This is a genomic window from Rhodococcus sp. NPDC055112 (genome assembly GCF_053607505.1).
The window spans coordinates 21,193-40,626 of record NZ_JBSGTR010000056.1 but is presented as its reverse complement, the minus strand read 5'-3'; the positions used below and the strand labels follow the sequence as shown (position 1 = coordinate 40,626).

Annotated in this window: 21 protein-coding genes and 1 tRNA gene; 12 read left to right on the top strand and 10 right to left on the bottom strand. The window is 69.2% G+C overall.

Translation table 11 applies throughout. The features are described from left to right. Positions 1 to 109: 109 nt before the first annotated feature. The 3 genes from ACWFRB_RS20925 to ACWFRB_RS20915 all read right to left on the bottom strand — a co-directional run bounded on the left by ACWFRB_RS20925 (position 110) and on the right by ACWFRB_RS20915 (position 2,659). On the bottom strand, positions 110 to 1,504 hold the full coding sequence (locus ACWFRB_RS20925; protein ID WP_452643177.1) for an FAD-binding oxidoreductase: 1,395 nt from the start codon (positions 1,502 to 1,504) through the stop codon (positions 110 to 112). Between the two features lie 288 nt (positions 1,505 to 1,792). Continuing rightward, entirely contained in the window at positions 1,793 to 1,990 is a 198-nt protein-coding gene (locus ACWFRB_RS20920; protein ID WP_452643176.1) for a hypothetical protein, read from the bottom strand. Positions 1,991 to 2,248: 258 nt separating this feature from the next. Beyond that, positions 2,249 to 2,659 carry a VOC family protein gene (locus ACWFRB_RS20915; protein WP_452643175.1) on the bottom strand — a complete coding sequence of 137 codons (411 nt, stop codon included), beginning with the start codon at positions 2,657 to 2,659 and terminating at the stop codon, positions 2,249 to 2,251. A 341-nt stretch (positions 2,660 to 3,000) separates the two neighbouring features. Between ACWFRB_RS20915 and ACWFRB_RS20910 the strand changes: the two genes are divergently transcribed. From ACWFRB_RS20910 to ACWFRB_RS20900, 3 genes are all read left to right on the top strand, one after another. Then, complete coding sequence (locus tag ACWFRB_RS20910) at positions 3,001 to 3,642, top strand: TetR/AcrR family transcriptional regulator (RefSeq protein WP_452643174.1); 642 nt, start codon at positions 3,001 to 3,003, stop codon at positions 3,640 to 3,642. 150 nt (positions 3,643 to 3,792) lie between these two features. Continuing rightward, positions 3,793 to 4,719, top strand: coding sequence for an NADP-dependent oxidoreductase (locus ACWFRB_RS20905; RefSeq protein ID WP_452643173.1), 927 nt, complete (start codon positions 3,793 to 3,795; stop codon positions 4,717 to 4,719). 49 nt (positions 4,720 to 4,768) lie between these two features. Continuing rightward, complete coding sequence (locus tag ACWFRB_RS20900) at positions 4,769 to 5,704, top strand: AraC family transcriptional regulator (protein ID WP_452643172.1); 936 nt, start codon at positions 4,769 to 4,771, stop codon at positions 5,702 to 5,704. Between the two features lie 95 nt (positions 5,705 to 5,799). On the opposite strand, the gene ACWFRB_RS20895 is transcribed toward ACWFRB_RS20900, so the two are convergent. Together ACWFRB_RS20895 and ACWFRB_RS20890 are read right to left on the bottom strand one after the other, a co-directional pair. Then, positions 5,800 to 5,873: transfer RNA gene (locus ACWFRB_RS20895), tRNA-Pro, on the bottom strand. 38 nt (positions 5,874 to 5,911) lie between these two features. Further along, complete coding sequence (locus tag ACWFRB_RS20890) at positions 5,912 to 6,874, bottom strand: metallophosphoesterase (RefSeq protein ID WP_452643171.1); 963 nt, start codon at positions 6,872 to 6,874, stop codon at positions 5,912 to 5,914. 69 nt (positions 6,875 to 6,943) lie between these two features. Between ACWFRB_RS20890 and ACWFRB_RS20885 the strand changes: the two genes are divergently transcribed. Further along, entirely contained in the window at positions 6,944 to 7,420 is a 477-nt protein-coding gene (locus ACWFRB_RS20885) for a GatB/YqeY domain-containing protein (RefSeq protein WP_077043081.1), read from the top strand. A 69-nt stretch (positions 7,421 to 7,489) separates the two neighbouring features. Here the strand turns inward: ACWFRB_RS20885 and ACWFRB_RS20880 are convergent, their stop codons facing one another. Beyond that, entirely contained in the window at positions 7,490 to 9,862 is a 2,373-nt protein-coding gene (locus ACWFRB_RS20880) for a penicillin-binding protein (protein WP_452643170.1), read from the bottom strand. A 251-nt stretch (positions 9,863 to 10,113) separates the two neighbouring features. Between ACWFRB_RS20880 and ACWFRB_RS20875 the strand changes: the two genes are divergently transcribed. Next, positions 10,114 to 10,437 (top strand): WhiB family transcriptional regulator, encoded by a 324-nt coding sequence (locus ACWFRB_RS20875; protein WP_077043079.1) that lies wholly within the window; start codon positions 10,114 to 10,116, stop codon positions 10,435 to 10,437. 479 nt (positions 10,438 to 10,916) lie between these two features. Here ACWFRB_RS20875 and ACWFRB_RS20870 read toward each other — a convergent pair whose 3' ends face one another. Then, entirely contained in the window at positions 10,917 to 11,567 is a 651-nt protein-coding gene (locus ACWFRB_RS20870) for a hypothetical protein (RefSeq protein ID WP_452643169.1), read from the bottom strand. A 161-nt stretch (positions 11,568 to 11,728) separates the two neighbouring features. After that, positions 11,729 to 12,178 (bottom strand): cupin domain-containing protein, encoded by a 450-nt coding sequence (locus tag ACWFRB_RS20865; protein ID WP_452643168.1) that lies wholly within the window; start codon positions 12,176 to 12,178, stop codon positions 11,729 to 11,731. Between the two features lie 87 nt (positions 12,179 to 12,265). On the opposite strand from ACWFRB_RS20865, the gene ACWFRB_RS20860 reads away from it, so the two are divergent. Continuing rightward, entirely contained in the window at positions 12,266 to 12,763 is a 498-nt protein-coding gene (locus ACWFRB_RS20860) for a MarR family winged helix-turn-helix transcriptional regulator (RefSeq protein ID WP_452643167.1), read from the top strand. Then, the gene (locus ACWFRB_RS20855; protein WP_452643166.1) at positions 12,760 to 14,016 is read left to right on the top strand and encodes an MFS transporter; all 1,257 of its coding nucleotides are present in this window, start codon (positions 12,760 to 12,762) and stop codon (positions 14,014 to 14,016) included. The genes ACWFRB_RS20860 and ACWFRB_RS20855 overlap by 4 nt, the downstream gene beginning before the upstream one ends. Here the strand turns inward: ACWFRB_RS20855 and ACWFRB_RS20850 are convergent. Both ACWFRB_RS20850 and ACWFRB_RS20845 read right to left on the bottom strand, forming a co-directional pair. Then, complete coding sequence (locus ACWFRB_RS20850; RefSeq protein WP_452643165.1) at positions 13,995 to 15,107, bottom strand: ArsA family ATPase; 1,113 nt, start codon at positions 15,105 to 15,107, stop codon at positions 13,995 to 13,997. The two genes, ACWFRB_RS20855 and ACWFRB_RS20850, sit on opposite strands and share 22 nt — an antisense overlap. Then, complete coding sequence (locus ACWFRB_RS20845) at positions 15,104 to 16,120, bottom strand: ArsA-related P-loop ATPase (RefSeq protein WP_452643164.1); 1,017 nt, start codon at positions 16,118 to 16,120, stop codon at positions 15,104 to 15,106. The genes ACWFRB_RS20850 and ACWFRB_RS20845 overlap by 4 nt, the downstream gene beginning before the upstream one ends. Before the next feature lie 54 nt (positions 16,121 to 16,174). Between ACWFRB_RS20845 and ACWFRB_RS20840 the strand changes: the two genes are divergently transcribed. The 5 genes from ACWFRB_RS20840 to ACWFRB_RS20820 all read left to right on the top strand — a co-directional run bounded on the left by ACWFRB_RS20840 (position 16,175) and on the right by ACWFRB_RS20820 (position 19,345). Continuing rightward, the gene (locus tag ACWFRB_RS20840) at positions 16,175 to 16,339 is read left to right on the top strand and encodes a DUF4177 domain-containing protein (RefSeq protein WP_072750449.1); all 165 of its coding nucleotides are present in this window, start codon (positions 16,175 to 16,177) and stop codon (positions 16,337 to 16,339) included. A gap of 6 nt (positions 16,340 to 16,345) precedes the next feature. Next, positions 16,346 to 16,804 (top strand): RidA family protein, encoded by a 459-nt coding sequence (locus ACWFRB_RS20835; protein ID WP_072750450.1) that lies wholly within the window; start codon positions 16,346 to 16,348, stop codon positions 16,802 to 16,804. 120 nt (positions 16,805 to 16,924) lie between these two features. Next, entirely contained in the window at positions 16,925 to 17,710 is a 786-nt protein-coding gene (locus ACWFRB_RS20830; protein ID WP_452643163.1) for an MBL fold metallo-hydrolase, read from the top strand. A 201-nt stretch (positions 17,711 to 17,911) separates the two neighbouring features. Further along, complete coding sequence (locus tag ACWFRB_RS20825; protein WP_269321311.1) at positions 17,912 to 18,034, top strand: hypothetical protein; 123 nt, start codon at positions 17,912 to 17,914, stop codon at positions 18,032 to 18,034. A gap of 417 nt (positions 18,035 to 18,451) precedes the next feature. Continuing rightward, positions 18,452 to 19,345, top strand: coding sequence for an LLM class flavin-dependent oxidoreductase (locus tag ACWFRB_RS20820; protein WP_452643162.1), 894 nt, complete (start codon positions 18,452 to 18,454; stop codon positions 19,343 to 19,345). Positions 19,346 to 19,434 lie beyond the last annotated feature (89 nt).

Here is a 19,434-nt window from a genome sequence, read left to right as displayed (position 1 = left end):
AAGCAGCTCCACTTCACGACAGGAGACCTTCGCTGTTCAACGACCAGTCACAGCGTGTCGTCGCAATCCCTCAACCAACCTGCCTGGGCAGTACAACTAGCCCCGTTGCTCAGGCCGGCCTGATGTTGGCATTGAGGTGGAAGGTGTTGCCGGGGTCGTAACGTGTCTTGACCGCGGCCAGCCGGTCGTACTTGCCGGGGCCGTACGCGGCACGGACCCGGTCCTCGTCGGGTTCCGCCATGAAGTTGACGTAGCTGCCCTGGTTCGACGAGAGCGGTCGGAGTGCCTCCCAGATCGATCGGGTCCAGGCCCTGTCCGCGGCGAATACCTCTGGGGTGTCGGACATTCCGGTGATGTTGCAGACGTAGTGCGGCGTGCGGGCGCCGCCGAAGGCCGTGTCCTCCTCTCCAACCGCCGTGAAGGCCCCGTCGAGGCGGAAGATCGGCATGAACGAGAGCGGAGAGCTCTTGCGTGGCGCCTGCTCGACGATCACGGCGATCACCTCATCCGTGAGGGCATCGAGGTCGAGCGCCTTCTCGTACCCGAGGATGCCCCAGGGTGCGGCGCCGTCGAGCATCTGCTGCAGTCCGGTGTAGGGGATCGGGGTGACGAACTCGAACAGTGGCGCCAGGGCGTCCCTGATCGGTGCCACGGTGGACGCGTGTTCTGCCGACGACGAGTATCCGGCGATGATGAGCGCGTGGCCGGGCATTCCCCGGAACTCCTCGGGCACAAAGGGTTCCGGCGGCGCGCACATCCCGGCCGCGATCAGGCAGCCGGCTCTTGCCGGCAGTGTCGGGATGAATTCCTGGCACAGGCGAAGCGCGGCGGCGCCGTCGTCGAGCGACCAGAAGAACAACCCGAGGTTCACCTCGGGGCCGACCGGGTGGAGGCGGTACTCGAACTCGGTGACCACCCCGAAGTTCCCGCCGCCGCCTCGCAGCGCCCAGAACAGATCGGGGTGCTCGTCGTCGGAGGCCCGGACGACGCTGCCGTCCGCGAGCACCACCTCGGCCGAGGCCAGGTTGTCGATGGACAGCCCCGCGAGGCGGGTCAGCCAACCCATGCCGCCGCCGAGGGTGAGCCCGCCGACCCCGGTGTGGCTGATCACCCCGCCGGTCACGGCCAGCCCGTGTGCCTGGGTCGCGGCGTCCAGGTCGGCCATCGTGGCGCCGCCGCCGATCCGTGCCATCCCGGTCTCGGGTTCCACCGAGGCGCCGTTCATCGCGCTGAGGTCGATCATCAGGCCGCCCTCGCTGATGGAGGTGCCGCTGTAGGCGTGCCCGCCGCCCCGGATCGAGACCTCGAGTCCCCGATCCCGGGCGAAGCCAAGCGCGGAACCGACGTCACCAGCGGACACACATCGCGCGACGCAGAGCGGACGGCGATCGATGTCGCCGTTCCAGATCGATCTGGCCTCGTCGTATCCGGTGTCGTCGGGGCCGAACACCGGCCCGCCGATCGCCGACCTCAGCACACCGAGGTCGTCGCTCACCTCAGTCATCACGCTCTCCGTCCGTCGGGGCCGGCTCCGCATTGCGTGCGGTCGTGCGATGCTCCCCACTGTCCGAGAACGCCGGACCTCGGTGCCGACCGGACCGCGACGGCGCCCCGAACAAGGCACCTGTGACGTGCGTCAATCGTATTCGGTGGCGTTTGGGCGCGGCAAGGTCGCCGAACGAAAAGGGAACCCCCAGCGCTCGTGGCGCCTGCCCGGATCGTGGACCGGAGTTCGGTCCAGATGTCCAGGGTCACTCTCTATTTGGTGAGCAATGAGTGACTCGGATTCCGTTCAGTTGGCGTCGAGCCTGCACCGCGTCTTCTGAATTGCCTGGGTGATCGCGAAGAAGAGGCGGCCACTCGTGCTGGACAGGTTCAGCCATTCGCCCCGAAAGTCCCGGGCGGACTCGTTCTGATCGGCGGGATCACGCACCGTCGATGGAAACGCATCGAGATCGGCAGGGCCAACCTGCAATGGATCGGACATCATTCCCCCTCCGGAATCCCCCCCAAGCCTCGCTATTACAGCACATAGCGCTCGTGCCGGCGCGGTGGATCCCCGCGGGTCTCCGCGCGGACGCGGGCATCGCAACGGTGCCGCAAGATGGCGGTGCGGAACCGGCCTGGATCACCGAGAAGTCGAGCGAAAGATGATGGTCTTCGCGGGGTGATGGTGTGGATCGCCGGAGCCCTCCGGCGCGCCCCGAGGTCGGGACGGCACCGGAGGGCCTCGGGCGAGCGGGGGTCTTCAGGCGAGCGCCGCCGCGCCCTCGGGCGCGTCCTGGTCGGCCCATTCGACGAACTGGACGACGATGCCGTTGGGGTCGGTCACCTGGAACAACTTCTCGCCCCAGGGTTCTTCCCGCAGCGCCATCGTGATCTCGACGCCCTCCGACTTGATCCGGGCCTCCTGCGCGGCGAGATCGTCGACGGTGAACGCGAGGATGAGGCCGTCCGCGTGGCGGTCGCGGAACCCCTCGGGCAGCACCTCGATCCCGCGCTGGAGCAGGACGATGTCGACCGCCGCGTCGGGCCGGTTCAGTGAGGCGAAGCCGTCCGCCGCGGCCTGCTCGCGGTAGCCGAGGTGGGTGACGAAGAACGCGCTCGACGCGGCGACGTCGTCGACGGTGAGCGAGATGGTGGAAGCGGTGACCTGCATGGGTGTCTCCTCCGAGAGAGGTGGGTGAGGGTGTGGCGCGGCGGGGTACCCGAGGTCAGTAGCCGTGGCGCCGCGGTGCGCCGAATGGGCGGCGTACCGGATTGGCGCGGCCGGGGAGTGGCTGGTGCGGGCGGCGGGACCGGGGGAGCTTCGGTGCACCCGGGGTGTTGGATGCGGCGGCGAGGGTGCTGGGCAGGGAGTGCGGGTTGGCGGTCACGGGAGCCCCTGTTCTGTCGGTTGAAAACTTACAACGGACGTAATTATACATTCGACGCATCTAAGGTCAATGAAATTCTTACGTTGGATATAAAAAGACGTCCAACCTATGGGAGGCTGCACTCATGGCAGATGGCGTGGGGTTGCGGGAACTGAAGAAGCAGGAGACCCGGCAGGAGATCTCTGACCGGGCGACCGAGCTGTTCCTCGAGCGCGGATTCGAGGAGACGACCATCGCGGACATCGCGTCCGCGGCGCGGGTGGCCAAGAAGACCGTCACCAACTACTTTGCGCGCAAGGAGGATCTGGCCCTCGATCACCACGAGGTGTTCACGTTCGGGCTCGCGAGGACGGTGGCGGAACGAGAGCCGGGGGAGTCCGCGTTGGCGGCGCTACGCCGGGTCTTCGCGGCGGACGTGCAGCGCCAGGATCCCGTGATCGGCTTCTCGGGGATGCCCTTCGCCCGGATGATCGCCGACAGCCCCACCCTGACCGCGCGGCTGCGTGAGCTGAACGAGCAGCGCGAGGAATCGCTGGCGGCGGTCCTGGCGGTCGAGACCGGCGCGGTGCCGGGTGACATCACCGCACGCGCGGTCGCTGCCGTGCTCGGTGGCGTCCACCGGGTGCTCTTCGGGGACGTCGTGCGGTTCACGCTCGACGGTCTCGGCAACGGCGAGATCGCCGAGCGCGTCGGTGAATCGGGGCGGCGGGCCTTCGACCTCATCGAGCCGGCGCTGGCGGACTACGCGGTGCGCGCGGGCGAGTGACCGGAGCGGTGGGGCCGCGACGGCCCGGCTGCCGAGGATGCTTGCAGGCGCGACGATCGGACATGTTTCCAAGCAATTGAGACATTCTCCGGCTCGTCAGATCTCCCTACGGTTGAGAACACCAACCCGATCGACAGAGGAGTGTTCGCAATGCTGGCAGTCATCCAGAACGAGTTCGGCGGCCCCGAGGTGCTCGAGGCCGTACAGATCGAGCGGCCGGAGCCGCGCGGCGGCGAGGTGCTCATCCGGGTGCACGCGAGCGGGGTGAACCCCGTGGACGTGGCGGTGCGGTCGGGTGCGTACCCGCTGCTGGGTGAGCCGAGCTTCGGGGTCGGCTGGGACGTTTCGGGCGTTGTCGAGGAGGCAGGGCCCGGCGCCCGGTTCCGCGTCGGCGACGAGGTGTTCGGGATGCCGTTCTTCCCCCGTGCGGCCACCGGCTATGCCGAGTACGTGGTCGCCCCCTCGCGGCAGGTGGCCCGCAAGCCGGCCACCATCGACCACGTGCAGGCGGCCGCACTCCCGCTCGCCGGGCTCACCGCCTGGCAGGGGCTGGTGGACGCGGCGCGGGTCGGCGAGGGCGACCGGGTGCTGATCACCCGGGCGGCAGGCGGCGTCGGCCACCTCGCGGTGCAGATCGCCAAGGCGCGGGGCGCGCACGTGATCGCCCTGGCCGGTGCGTCCCGGCACGAGTTCGTGCGCGGTCTGGGCGCCGACGAGGTGATCGACTACCGCGAGACCGATTTCGCGGAGGTGGTGCGCGACGTCGACGTGGTCTTCGACTCCACCTCGCAGGGCAGGCGCTCGCTTGGCGTGCTGCGCCAGGGCGGCACGCTGGTCAGCATCATGGAGCACGGTGACCGGCAGCTCGCCGCGGAAGTCGAGGCCGCGGGGCGGCGCTTCGCCGGGGTGTCGGTGGAGCCGGACTACGCCTCGCTCGAGGCGATCGCCGCACTCGTCGACGCCGGTCGGATCCGTCCGCACCTGGACGCGACGTTCCCGTTGGCGGAGGCGGGCCGGGCGCACGAGCTGGTCGGCTCGGGCCGGACCCAGGGCAAGGTGGTGCTCACGGTCGCGTGAGCGCCGATGCCAGGACCGTATCGTTGCCGTCGAGACGAGGAGGCACCGCGTGGACATCCTGACCGAGGCGCTGGGCTCGATGCGTACCGGGCATCCGTCGTCCGTGCGCACCGACGGTCGTGCCCCGTGGGGCCTGCGGCTGCCGCCGGTCGCCGGGGCGGGATTCCACGTGGTGCTGCACGGCACCTGCTGGCTGGTGCCCTTGGAGGATTCGCCGCACCTGTCGCCGATCGCGTTGAGCCCGGGCGACGTGATCTTCCTGCGCGACGGGCGCGGGCACATCCTTGCCGACCATCCGACCACCCCGCCGGTGCAGGAGACCGCCCAGCGGTTCGACCCGGGCTCACCGATCGGCACGGTGTCGCTGGGCGGCGACGGGCCGCTGACCAGCTTGCTGTGCGGCAACTACCACCTCGACCAGCGGCGCCCGCACCCGCTGGTGCGGCAGTTGCCGGAGGTGGTCCACCTGCAGACCGGGCACGGCAGGCATCCCGAGCTCAGCGCGGCCGTGCAGCTGCTCGGGGCCGAGTTGGAGAACCCGCGGATCGGATCGGACGGCATCGTGCCCACGCTGATCGACTCACTGCTGTTGTACATCCTGCGGGCCTGGTTCGAGGCCCAGCCGTCGGCGAGCGCTGAGGGCTGGGCCGCCGCGCTCGCCGACCGAGCGGTCGCGCCCGCGCTGGCGGCGATCCACGACGATCCCGCGGCCGCGTGGTCGGTCGAGTCGCTGGCCGACCGCGCCGGGCTGTCCAGGGCGGCGTTCTCCCGGCGCTTCACCGCGCTGGTCGGGGAGCCGCCGATGGCCTACCTGACCCGATGGCGGATGACGACGGCGGCTCGGCTGCTGCGCGAATCGGATGCCCCGCTGAGCGTGGTCGCGGGCCGGGCCGGATACGGCTCGGAGTTCGCCTTCGCGAAGGCGTTCAAGCGCGAGTACGGGCTCGCTCCCGGGGCGTACCGGCGCGAGGCACGAGCGGCCTGAGGTCGCGGCAAAGCCCGTGTGAAACCGATGTGGCCGGGGCCCGAACGCAGCGAAGGCGCCACCCGCCTGAGCGGATGACGCCTTCGAAAGCACTGTCGGGGTGGCGGGATTTGAACCCACGACCTCTTCGTCCCGAACGAAGCGCGCTACCAAGCTGCGCCACACCCCGTGCCCTGCATCTGCCCTCATCGGGCAGCGAGCGAAAGTCTAGCGCACGACTGCCGCGGAAGACGAAACGCCTGGTCGCACGCCCTTACTGGGGCCCTTGTTCGGCGCCGCGACCAGGGTCAGCAGCGTCGCCTCCGGGCGGCAGCAGAACCGGGCAGGCGCGTACGGGGAGGTGCCGATGCCAGCGGAGACGTGCAGCTGGGTGTGCGCTCCCCACTTGGACGGGCCCTTGACCCGCGAGCGGTCGATCTGGCAGTTGGTGACCAGCGCACCGTAGAACGGCAGGCACAGCTGGCCGCCGTGGGTGTGTCCGGCGAGCACCAGGTCGTAACCGTCCTCCGCGAACCGGTCCAGCACGCGCGGCTCCGGCGAGTGGGTGATGCCGAGCTTGAGGTTGGCCATCGGGTTCGGCGGCCCGGCGATGGTGTCGTAGCGATCCCGCTTGAGGTGCGGATCGTCGACGCCCGCCGTGGCGATCCGGATCCCGGCGACCTCCAGCTCGCGCCGGGTGTGCGTGACGTCCAGCCAGCCGCGCTCGGTGAAGGCCGCGCGCAGGTCCTGCCAGGGCAGGGGCTCGCCGTGGGTGCGCTTGTGTTCCTTCTTGAAGTACTTGAACGGGTTCTTCGGCTTCGGGGCGAAGTAGTCGTTGCTGCCGAAGACGAACAACCCGGGGCGGCCGAGCAGGCTGCTCAGCGACTGCACCACTGCGGGCACCGCACGCTGGTGCGACAGGTTGTCGCCGGTGTTCACCACCAGGTCGGGGTCGAGCCGGTCGAGCTCGCGCAGCCAGTTCTGCTTGAGCTTCTGATTCGGCATCATGTGCAGGTCGCTGATGTGCAGCACCCGCAGCGACGACGACCCCGGTTCGAGGACCGGCATGGTGACCTCACGCAGGGTGAATGCGTTCCGCTCGATCAGCGAGGCATACCCGATTCCGAGCGCCGCGGCGCCCGCCAGTCCGGCCGCTGTTCCCCGGAGCACGTTGCGTGAGTCGTCTAACACCATTTCAGGATACGCAGCGGGTGCAATCGACATGCGCGTCAGTGCACGGAGCGCGTAGCGTTCGGCACCATGTCCGATTCGACTTCCTCCCTCAAATCCACCCTCCGGGCCGACATGACGGCCGCCATGAAGGCCAAGGACGCGCTCCGTCTGCAGACCCTGCGGATGCTGCTCGCCGCCGTGCAGACCGAGGAGGTCTCCGGCAAGGAGGCCCGCGAACTCACCGACGAAGAGGTCCTGAAGGTCCTGGCGAAGGAGTCCAAGAAGCGCGGCGAGTCCGCGGAGATCTACACCGAGGCGGGGCGCGGCGAGCTGGCCGCGACCGAGCGTGCCGAGGCGCAGATCATCGACGAGTACCTCCCGACCCCGTTGACCGACGCCGAGCTGGCCGACGTCGCGGACACCGCGATCGCACAGGTCGCGGAGGAGATCGGGGAGCGGCCGGGGATGCGGCAGATGGGTCAGGTCATGAAGGCCGCCACCGCGCTCGCGGCGGGCAAGGCCGACGGCACCCGCGTCTCGAAGGCCGTCAAGGACCGGCTCTAGGCGCTCCGCGCCCGTGAGTGCTTCCGGACCCTATGGGGTCCACAAGCACTCACGGGCGGCGCAGCCGCCTCAGCGCGGCAGCGGGGGGAGCTGGATCGGCGGCAGGCCGGGGATCTGGATCGGCGGCGGGGCCGCCGCCGCGGGCCCGGGCGCCGGTGCAGCAGGCGCGGCCGACTTGGCCGAACCGTCGCTGACGTAGAGGGTGATCGCCGAACCCGGTACCGCCGAGCCTGCGGGCGAGGTGCTCAGCACGTTGCCGCGTGGCGACGGTCCCGACATGGTGACGGCGTTGACGGTGAACCCGGCCGCCTGCAGCGCCCCGGTCGCCTGCGACTGGGTCATCCCGGCCACCTCCGGCACCTGACCGTTCTTCGATCCGCGCTGGTACTTCGGGTCGATCGGCGGCAGCGAGGTCGGACCGTACTTGTCGACCACCGGCTTCATCGCGAGGTACCAGGCCCTTGCGGGTTCGTTACCGCCGAACACGTTGCCGTCGCCGCACTGTCGCAGCGGCGAGGTGCAGATCTCGCGGGGGGTCGGCGAATCCGCGTACACGTAGACGCTGGCCGCCAGGTTGTTGGTGAAGCCGACGAATGCCGAGGACATGTGCGACTCGGTGGTGCCGGTCTTGCCTGCCATGGGCAGCGTCCATCCGACGGATCCGGCGGCGCCGGCCGAGGTGCCACCGGGCTTGTCGTCCTTGCTCATCGCGTTGGCGAGGGTGTCGGCCAGGCCGGGCTCGACGACCTGCTCACAGGCCTGCTGCGTGATGGAGACAGGCTTGCCGCTGCGGTCGACGATCGAGTCGATCGGCGTTGGCGGGCACCACTTTCCGTGCGAGGCGAGGGTCGCGGCGACGTTCGAGAGCTCGAGCGGGTTGATCCAGGTCGGGCCGAGGGTGAACGAGCCGAGGTTCTGCTCCTTCTGGAAGTCCGCCATCGACTGGTTGTCGTGACCGGAGGTGCCCGGCTGTGCGTAGGAGCGCATCCCGAGGCGCACCGCCATGTCGACGGTCGGGGCGACGCCCACCTGCTCGATCAGCTTGACGAACGCGGTGTTCGGGGACTGGGCGAGGGCGTCGGTCACCGACATCGAGGCGGGGTACTTACCGGCATTCTCGACGCAGTACATGTTGGCCGGGCAGCCCTTTGCGCCGCCGAAGCCCATGCCCTTGACCTCGGCGCGGCCGGGGACCTGGAGGGTCGCGTTGGTGCCGAGGCCCTTCTCCATCGCCGCGGCCGTGGTGAAGAGCTTGAACACGGAACCCGCGCCGCTGCCGACCAATGAGTACGGCTGCGGCTGCACGGTCTCGTTGATCTCGCCGTTGAGGCCGTAGGTCCGGCTGCTGCTCATCGCCAGCACCCGGTGCTGATCCTGCCCCGGCTGCACGACGTTCATCACCTCGGCGACCCCGTCGACCTTGGGGTTGGCCGTGGTGGTGAGGGCGCTGTGCACCGAGTTCTGCAGCACGGGGTCGAGGGTGGTCTTGATCAGGTAGCCGCCCTTGTTGACCTGCTCGCGACTGATCCCGGAGTTGGCCAGGTACTGCAGCGCGTAGTCACAGAAGAAGCCGCGGTCACCCGCGGCGATGCAGCCGCGGGGCAGCGTGTTCGGCTCCGGGAGGACGCCGAGCGGCTCCTCCTTGGCCGCGCGGATCTCGTCTGCGCGGTCGGGGATGTTCGCGATCATGGTGTCGAGCACGATGTTTCGGCGCTCGAGCACGCCCTCGGGGTTGGTGTACGGGTTCAGTGCGGAGCTGGACTGCACCATGCCGGCGAGCATCGCCGACTGGGTGAGCCCGAGATCCTTCGCGTCGACCCCGAAGTAGGTGCGCGCCGCGTCCTGGATGCCGAACGAGGCGTTGCCGAACGGCACCAGGTTCAGGTACCGGGTGAGGATCTCGTCCTTCGTCAGCTTCTTGTCCAGGGTCAACGCCATCCGGATCTCGCGCACCTTGCGGGCCGGGGTCGTCTCGATGGCGGCCCGGCGCTCCGCGTCGGTCTTGGCGACGACCAGCAGCTGGTAGTTCTTCACATACTGCTGGTCGATCGTGGAGGCGCCCTGCTGGACCTGACCGCTTGTGGTGTTCGTCAGGAAGGCGCGCAGCGTGCCCTGCCAGTCCACGCCCTGGTGATCGGCGAACCGCTTGTCCTCGACCGAGACGATCGCCAGCTTCATGTTGTTGGAGATCTTGTCGCTGGGCACCTCGAATCGGCGCTGCTCATAGAGCCAGGCGATGGGGTTGCCCGCCGCGTCGACCATGGTCGAGACGGTGGGGGCGTCGCCCTGTACCAGCTCGGCCGAGACGTTGTCGACGGTATCGGCGGCCCGGTTCGAGAGGATTCCGAACCCGCCGGCCAGGGGGAACATGACGCCCGCGAGGAGCGCTCCTGCGAGAGCGGAGCATCCGGCGAGCTTCGCGACAGTTTTTGCGATCGGCACGGGGACAGCCTACGTGGACGAGCGTCCGCGACCTGCAGATGTGGGCCGCATGCAGCACTTGATGGACGTCCGTACCAAAAAAATGCCTCAGCATCTTGCGCTAGGCGATCTTCAATGCCTAAGTTGTCTTCTGAGTGTGATAGAGATAACACTCGTTGAGGAATGTGGTGTGACTCGCTGTGATACGGCGGGTCATACGTAATTCCAGAGCGTCAGCGAGGGCGACGCTTGGACTGCAGAGGGGCACCAGAATGACCGTTATCACCACGGCCCACCGGTTGGACGTTGAGGAAGCCGAGGCCCGCATCGCTTGGGTCGCACAGGCCAGATGCCGGGCAGTTGATCCTGACCAGTTGTTCGTTCGTGGCGCAGCGCAGCGCAAGGCCGCCACGATTTGTCGGCATTGCCCGGTTCTCATGCAGTGCGGGGCCGACGCCCTCGACAACAGGGTCGAGTTCGGTGTGTGGGGAGGCATGACCGAGCGTCAGCGCCGTGCCCTGCTCAAGCAGCACCCCGAGGTCGAGTCCTGGGCCGACTTCTTCGACACCCAGCGGTCGCAGTCCAACGCCGTCTGACACCGGCTCGCCGGCTGGGGCGAAAAGCCCCGGCCGGGCCGGTCCGCTGAGGTAACGACACCCCGCGATATCGGCTGTAAGAACCCGCTCGATTCTTTTCACCCGCAGAAACTCCTGCCGGTTTTCCCCGTGGACCTAATGGTCACGTGACCGTGCTGTTATCTGCGGGAGGCCCGCCTCGTGCTCGGCCTGAGCCGGCCCCGTGAACCAGGGGCGGCATCGGCGACAAGTAGGCATGTGGACACTGATGTACTCCGCGGGGTCCCGGCCCCGCGAGCCAATGAGCTGATCGCCGGGTCATTGATGGATCCGGACGCCTGTGGCGTGTCGTGGCCGACGTGGTGCAGCGATGCGGGGCGAGCGGGTGGACACCCGCGCTGCGGGCGCCGACCCGAGGAGGCCAACCGCGGGCTGCGGCGCGTCGCAGCCCGCGGTGACGAGGACGATCTGGACTGAGTGAGCGTCAGGTCACCCCGTCATCACCCGATCGGCGTGTCGGCACGGGAACTGGAGAAGTCCGAAGAGCCGGACCCGCCGGAGGGGATGGGTCGCTCGCCGATCTCGATGGGCAGGCTACTGGGGTTCCACTCCACGCTCTGCTCCTGTCCGGCGACGTCGAAGGTGACGCCGTTGGCCGGCCTCGATCCGTCCTGGGCGGTGTCGGGGGCGCGATAGGTGGCCGAGAAGAGAACCCGTGTGCCACCGGGTGTCATCGTCCATCCCGCCCCGGGTGCGGCCGACGCCGTGACCGTGCCGGGGCCGAGCTCAGGTGTGACCGGCACATTTTCCGCGGGCAACGTGTAGCCGTGCTGAATACTCACCCTCGCGCTGCCCGGGACGTACTCGAGGCCCTCCGGACTGTGATCGGTGACGCGGGTGAGCAGTCGATCGGGTCCCTCGATGACCTGGAACTCGTTCGTGATCGTGATCGCCTTGCCCGGCTGCACGTACGCGGGCGCAGGGGCGTATGCGCTCGTGATCCTGGTCACGGAGATATCCCCGAAGCGCTTGACCACCATGACCTCGATCAGATTGGCGGACGCGGTACCGGATCCGACCGCCGCACCTCCACCGACCATGAGAGCCGTAACCGCGACCGCGGCCACCCGACCCGCAACCGAACGAATCATCCCAACCTCCAGATTTTTCGATGGGACGAACACCGCCCCATGCGGGGAGGAGCATAGGTGCACCCGCGCACACCCATAGGCGCTTCAAAAGAATTGCGGCAGTAAGCAATTGCGTTAAACGATACGAGAATCGACCTGAGGGGTGGGAGTCGGAGGGGGCGCTAGTCGTCGATGAGGCGGAAGTCAGCGAAGTCGAATCCCGGTACCACCACGCAGCTGACCAGGGCCGGTTCGTCTCCGGCCGGGCGGGCCCGCTGCCAGTGTCGCGCCGGGACCACCAGCTGCGGCGCCTGGCCGGCGACGATGTCGGCGCCGAGGACGTGTTCGGTCACCCGGCCGGGCCGGTCGCCGTCCCCGCCGAGGTCCAGGTGGAGCGGGCCGCCGCGGTGGTGGAGCCAGATCTCCTCGCTGCGCACGGTGTGCCATGCGGACTGTTGGCCGGGCATCAGCAGGAACAGGATCGCGGTCCCGGCGGCCCGGGCGCCGGGGTAGTCGCCGGGCAGGGAGGTCGCCGGGACGGTGATGTCGCTGCGCCAGGTCTCCCGATACCAGCCGCCCTCGGGGTGTGGCGCGAGGTTCAGCTCGCGCGACCAGTCGGGCAGGTCCGTCATGGCACCGATCATTGCAGCGCCGGGCCTTCCCGTCAGGCGGTCGACACGTTTCCTCCCAAGTTATATGCTTGCCGATAGGCAATTAATGTGGGAGGGGCGGCGATGGTGGCGGAGTACTCGGAGGACGAGGTCACCCACCTCAAGATCGCCCTCGCCCGGATCGCCCGGTTGGTCGACCGGCAGGTCTCGGGCGACGGCATGACCAGGACGCAGCTCTCCGTGCTCGGCACCGTCGCGCGACTGGGCCCGCTGCGGTTGGGCGCGCTCGCCGAGACCGAGGGACTGAACCCCACCATGCTCTCGCGGGTGGTCGGCAAGCTCGAGGCCGACGGCCTGCTCGAGCGTTCGACCGATCCGGGGGACCGCCGGGTCGCGCAGGTGCAGGTCACCGAGGCGGGCGAGCTGATGCATCGCAGGCTCCGCGGCGAACGGACCCGACTGTTCACCGACGCACTGGCCCGGCTACCGGAGGAGCAGGCGCAGGCCCTTCGATCCGCGCTGCCCGCGCTCGAGTCGCTGGCCAGGGAGATCGCGCCGCAGCCCGCCGGATCCGGGACGGGCACCGTCGCACGCGGCCGGCCGTGACCACGCTCGCCGCGACCGCGCACCGCACCTTCGCGTCCCTCGCCACCCCGAACTTCCGCCGGTACTACGGCGGGCAGGCGGTGTCGATGATCGGCACCTGGATGCAGGCCGTCGCGCAGGCGTGGTTGGTGCTCCAGCTGACCGGATCGGGCACCGCGCTCGGCCTGGTGATCGCGCTGCAGACCCTGCCGGTACTGCTGTTCGGCCCGTACGGCGGCGTCGTGGCCGACCGCCTGGACAAGCGCAGGCTGATGATCGGGCTGCAGTCGATGATGGGCGTGCTCGCGCTGGTGCTCGGGATTCTGACGGTGACCCACACGGTGACGCTGTGGCAGGTGTACGTGCTCGCGTTCCTGCTCGGGGTGAACAACAGTTTCGAGAACCCCGCACGACAGGCGTTCGTTCTGGAGATGGTCGGACCGGAGGACCTGCGCAACGCGGTCAGCCTGAACTCGGTCCTGGTCAATGTGGCCCGCGCGGTCGGGCCCGCGATCGCGGGCATCATCATCGCGGCAGGCGGGCTCGGACTCTGCTTCCTCCTGAACGCGGTCAGTTTCGTCGCGGTGGTCGTGTCGCTGGTGACCCTCGACCTCGGCGCCCTGCGTCCCTCGCCGCCCGCGCAGCGCAGGCCGGGTCAGCTGCGGGAGGGCCTGCGGTACGTGCGGCGCACCCCGGCACTGCTGGTCCCGCTGCTGATGATGGCGCTGGTCGGCTGCCTAGCCTACGAGTTCCAGGTGGTGCTGCCGGTGCTCGCGCGCGACACCTTCGGTGGCGACGCCAGCGTCTACGGATTCATGACCGCGGCGATGGGATTCGGTGCGGTGGTCGGCGGGCTGTTCGTCGCCGCCCGCGGCAAGACCGGGATTCCCGCGCTGGTCTGGGCGGCGACGCTGTTCGGGGTGCTGATCGCCGCGGCCGCCGCCGCTCCGACCCTATGGCTCGAGCTGGCGATCCTGGTGCTGGTCGGTGCCGCGAGCGTCGGATTCCTCTCCATCGGGAACAGCACCCTGCAGCTCGAGGCCGAACCCGGCATGCGCGGCCGGGTGATGGCCCTGTGGTCGGTGGCGTTCCTCGGGTCGACGCCGATCGGCGGGCCGATCGCGGGTGCCGTCGCCGAGCAGTTCGGCGGCCGGGTCGCGCTCGCCATGGGCGCGGCCGCCTGCCTGGTCGCCGCAGGCGCCGCCGCGCTCGTGGTGCGGCAACCCCGGCGGGCGGCGGTCGACGAGGTCGGTCAGCCCCGGCCGGTCAGCTGATCGGCGACTGCCCGCAGCGCCTCGAGGTCGGAGACCTCGAACGGCAACGACGGCACGCCGACCACCGGCACCCGGGGATGCGCGCCCGTGAACCGGCCGAGCAATCGCAGCTCCCGCTGCGCGGTGCGGGCCCGTTCGGCGTGGATCTTCAGGACCGCCGCCGCCAACGGGTGCTCGCCCCGTTCCTTCAGCTGATCGGCCGCGGCCGTGGCCCGATCCGCCGACAGGGAAGTCAGGGTCGGATGGGTCCGGTTGAGCACCAGCCCCGCCAGCGGCATCCCCTCGGTGGACAGCCGATCGACGAAGAACGACGCCTCCCGGAGCGCGTCCGGCTCGGCCGCCGCGATCACCAGGAAATGGGTGCCCTCCGCGCGGAGCAGTTGATAGGTGTGGTTGGCCCGCTCCCGGAACCCGCCGAACATCGACTCGAATGACTGCACGAACGCCGATGCGTCGGACAGCATCTGGCTGCCGACGATGGTGTTCACCGCCTTGAGCGCCAGGCCCATCGCGCCGGTGACCAGGCGTCCGATCCCGCGGCCAGGGGCGGAGAGCATTCGGATCATCCGGCCGTCGAGGAACGCGCCGAGGCGTTGCGGGGCATCGAGGAAGTCGAGCGCGTTGCGCGAGGGCGGGGTGTCCACGACCACCAGATCCCACTCGTCGCTGGCGGCCAGCTGACCCAGCTTCTCCATGGCCATGTACTCCTGCGTGCCGGAGAACGAGGTGGCCACCGTTTGATAGAAGGGGTTGGCGAGGATCTGCTGCGCGGTGTCCGGGGCGGAGTGCTCGAGCACCATGTCGTCGAACGTGCGACGCATGTTCAGCATCATCGCGTGCAGCTCGCCGGTGGCGCCAGGGGCCAGCTGCACCGGCTGCGGGGAGTTGTCGAGTTCGCGCACCCCGAGCGCCTGGGCGAGCCTGCGGGCGGGATCGATGGTGAGCACCACGACCCGGCGCCCCTCCTCGGCCGCGCGCAGCGCCATCGACGCGGCGGTGGTCGTCTTGCCGACGCCGCCCGCCCCGCAACACACCACGATCCGTGACGTGGGGTCGGTGAGGATCGCGTCGACATCGAGAGTCGTGGTCATCGGACGCCCTGCTCGGCCAGCTGCTCGGCCAGCTCGTACAGCCCACCGAGGTCGATGCCGTCGGTCAGCGCCGTCAGGTGCAGCCGCGCGACGTCCAGCTCGTCGAGGGTGGCGGCGCTGTCATCCTGCGCGCGCAGCGTCGAGGCGTACTCGATGGTCTCGGTGAGCAGGCCCGCGAAGTCGGCCTCGGACAGCGAGATTCCGGCGGCGTCCAGCCCGGCCCGCACGGCGTCCGCGTCGATGGTGCCGTCGGCGGCCTGCGCCATCGCCTTGGTCGGCAGGTAGGCGGTGCCGCTGCGGTTGACGATCACCGTGCCGAGCCGAAGGTCGGCCGCCTCCAGCTCCACGACCGCGTCGGTCGTCTCCTGCACGGGCAGCGCCTCGAGCAGGGTCACCAGGTGCACCATCGTCTCGTCGGAGTGCAGCAGCCGGACCACCCCCTCGGACTGCGAGTACACCGGTCCACCCTTGGCGAGGTCGGCCATCGCCTTCGTCACGTCGAGGAAGCTGCCGATCCGGCCGGTGGGCGGGGAGTCGACGACGACCTCGTCGTAGATCCGGGCGCCCGACTTGTCCGTGCGCACCACACACTCCTTGATCTTGCCGGTGACCAGCACGTCCCGGAGGCCGGGCGCGATGGTGGTGGCGAACTCGATGGCGCCGAGCTTGCGCATGGCCCGACCGGCGAAGCCGAGGTTGTAGAACATGTCCAGGTACTCGAGGAACGCGTGCTCGATGTCGAGGGCGAGCGCGAAGACCTCGCCGCCGTCGTCGGCCGTGGCGATCTTGGTTTCCTCGGGCGGCAGCGGGGGTACGTCGAAGAGCTGCGCGATGGACTGCCTGCCCTCGACCTCGACGAGTAGGACCCGCCGGCCGCCCGCGGCCAGCGCGAGCGCCAAAGCGGCCGCGACCGTGGACTTTCCGGTGCCGCCCTTGCCTGAGACGAAATGCAGCCGAGCCTTGTCCGCCTTGGCGGGCCACTCGTATACGGGTGCTGTCGCGGGTGCTGCCACCCCCCGAGCCTATAAGTCGCGGAAGCGCGGCGTCGGCCGACTAGGCTCAGCGGCATGAGCGAATTGACTACCTGGGAATATGCCACCGTTCCACTGTTGACCCACGCGACCAAGCAGATCCTCGATCAGTGGGGTGGCGACGGCTGGGAACTGGTGTCGGTCCTGCCCGGCCCGACCGGCGAGCAGCACGTGGCCTACCTGAAGCGTCCGAAGGGCTGATCGGGCATGACCGACTGGACGTCCAGGCTCGCCGAGCTGCGGATCGAGCTGCCCGCGGTGGCGGCGCCGGTCGCGGCCTACGTTCCCGCGGTACGGACCGGGAACCTCGTCTACACCTCCGGCCAGCTGCCCTTCATCGACGGTGAACTGCAGCAGGCAGGCAAGGTGGGCGGCGCGGTCTCCGTGGACACGGCGAAGGACGCCGCCCGCACCTGTGCGCTCAACGCGCTCGCCGCGATCGACGCGCTGGTCGGGCTCGACTCGGTGGTGCGCATCGTCAAGGTGGTCGGCTTCGTGGCCTCCGCGGAGGGGTTCACCGGGCAGCCCGGCGTCATCAACGGCGCCTCCGAGCTGTTCGGCGAGGTATTCGGCGACGCGGGCGTGCATGCCCGATCCGCTGTCGGCGTGGCCGAGCTGCCGCTGAACGCGCCGGTCGAGGTCGAGGTCATCGCCGAGGTCCGCTAGCCGCGGCGCGCCCGTGCGCGATCGCCCGCCGACGGTGGGCCCGCGCACGGGCGCCGACGCCAGGTTTCAATCCGCATGCGGCCCAACGCCCGCGGCACCGCCGGGTCGTACAGTGAGCCCATGACCACGGCACATCCGGCGTACGCCCAGCTGCGCCAGGTCACCCCGATCGCGGCGGTGATGCTGGAGAACAACCCGGGCATGATGACGCTCGACGGCACCAACACCTGGATCCTGCGGGCGCCCGGCCGCGAGGAATGTGTGGTGATCGATCCGGGTGACGCCGACGAGGAGCACCTGCTGCGGGTGGCGGCCGTCGGCCCGGTGGCGCTGACCCTGATCACGCACCGACACAGGGACCACACCGGGGGCGTCGAGCGATTCGCCGCGCTCACCGGCAGCCCTGTCCGGTCCGTGGACCCGCGGTTCCGCACGCACACCGATGCGGGCCTGCCGGACGGTGAGCTCATCGAAGAGGTCGGCCTCGCGATCCGGGTGCTGCGCACACCCGGGCACACCAAGGACTCGACCTCGTTCGTGATCGAGGGGGAGGGGTCGGTGCTGACCGGCGACACCATCCTGGGTCGGGGCACCACCGTCCTGGACGCCTCCGACGGGGACCTCGGCGATTACCTGGCCTCGCTGCGCGCGCTCATCGACCTGGGCACGGGCCGCGCGGTGCTGCCCGGGCACGGACCCGACCTGCCGGACCTGCAGACGGTGGCGCAGCAGTACCTGAGCCACCGCGAGGAGCGCCTCGATCAGGTGCGCGCGGCGCTCGAGGTCCTCGGCGCCGACGCAGACCCGCGCGCGGTGGTCGAGCACGTCTACTCCGATGTCGATCAGAGCCTGTGGCCGGTCGCCGAGCAGTCCGTGCGGGTGCAGTTGGAGTATCTGCGCCGCTGAATCCCGATAGTGAGATGGGTCACAAGATCGATGATCTTGTGACCCATTTTGCATTGGCCTACCTGCGCGTTCCGGCCCAGGGGTGCGAACTTCTCTGTAACCGCGCGTAACGGACTACTGGACACTTCCTACGCCTAACTAATAGCTTTGCGTCCGGCACGATCTGTGTGCCACATCACAACGCGATGTTAGGAGTGCCCCATGGGATCCGTTGAGAACCTGCTCGACGCAAACGGCGCCGGTTTCGGCCTGCTCGACATGCTCAAGCTTCTCCCGCTGATGAAGGCCATCGAGGGCCTCGATTCCGTCAGCGCGGCGAACTGACCGACCGACCACGAACTGGAGACAACGATGACCTCTGTCGAGAACCTCACCGTGTTGATCGACTCCCTGACGAATCTGTTCACCGGCCTCAACTCCGGCTCGGCCGGCGCAGGCGAGACCCCCAACCCGTAGCCACCGGATCACCGGCGCACCTCGACTTCAAGGAGTATGACCATGGGATCTGTTTCCGATCTTGGCGACGTGTTCAAGGCCCTCGTGCCCGTTCTCGGGGACTTCCTCGGCAACCTGGCCGGCGGCTCGTTGAGCCCGGTGGAGCCCAAGTAGCCTCCGCGCGCACGGCGCCGACGGTCGCCGCGAGATCGGTCCTTTCCCCCCGATCCCGCGGCGACCGTTGCGCATTCGGGCCAGGCCGGTGACTGTGGACATCAGGCGCAGTCGAAACCGAGGAGCGCGGCGATGACCGACTACGGACGTCCACTGCAGTTCGGCATGTTCCCCACCCCGGATACCGACCGGGTCGACGAGATCCTCGACCTCGTCGCGATGGCGGATGACGAGGGACTCGATCTCGTCGGCATCCAGGACCATCCGTATCAGAAGCGATTCCTGGACACCTGGTCGCTGATGGCCGTGGTGCTGGCGCGCACCACCCGGGTTCGGGTGTTCCCCGACGTGGCGTGCCTGCCGCTGCAACCGCCCGCGGTGATGGCGAAGGCGGCCGCGAGCCTGGACGTGATCTCGGGCGGGCGGTTCGAGCTGGCGCTCGGGGCAGGTGCGTTCTGGCCTGCGATCGGGGGGATGGGCGGACCGGAACGCACGCCCGGTGAGGCCGCGAGCGCGTTGTCCGAGGCCGTCGACGTCATCCGGCTCATGTGGTCGGACGAGAAATCGGTGCGGTACGCGGGCGAGCACTACCGGCTCTCCGGTGCGCATCCGGGGCCGCGGCCCGTGCACGACATCGGGCTGTGGCTGGGGGTCGGGGGTCCGCGGATGCTCGGCGTGCTCGGCCGTGCGGCCGACGGCTGGGTCCCGTCGGTCAGCTACTTTCCGCCGCCGGTCCTGCCCGGACTGCACGCGCGCATCGACGAGTCCGCGACGGCGGCCGGCCGCGACCCCGCGGCGATCCAGCGGATCTACAACGTGTTCGGCGCCATCACCGACGGACCGAGCAGTGGGTTCCTCAACGGCCCGGTCGAGCAGTGGGTCGACGAGCTGACCGAGCTGGTGCTCGAATCGGGCATGGACGCCTTCGTGTTCGGCGCCGAGGGCGACGACCTGTTTCAGCACCAGAAGTGGGCGGTCGAGGTGGTGCCTGCGGTTCGCGAGGCGGTCGCGGGGAAGCGGGGCTGACTCGGGACCGGCTACGGCGCATGCCGGGGTACCGAGGAGACGAGTGCACAGTGAGGTATGCGCAAACTGCTATAGGGCACGATCGATTT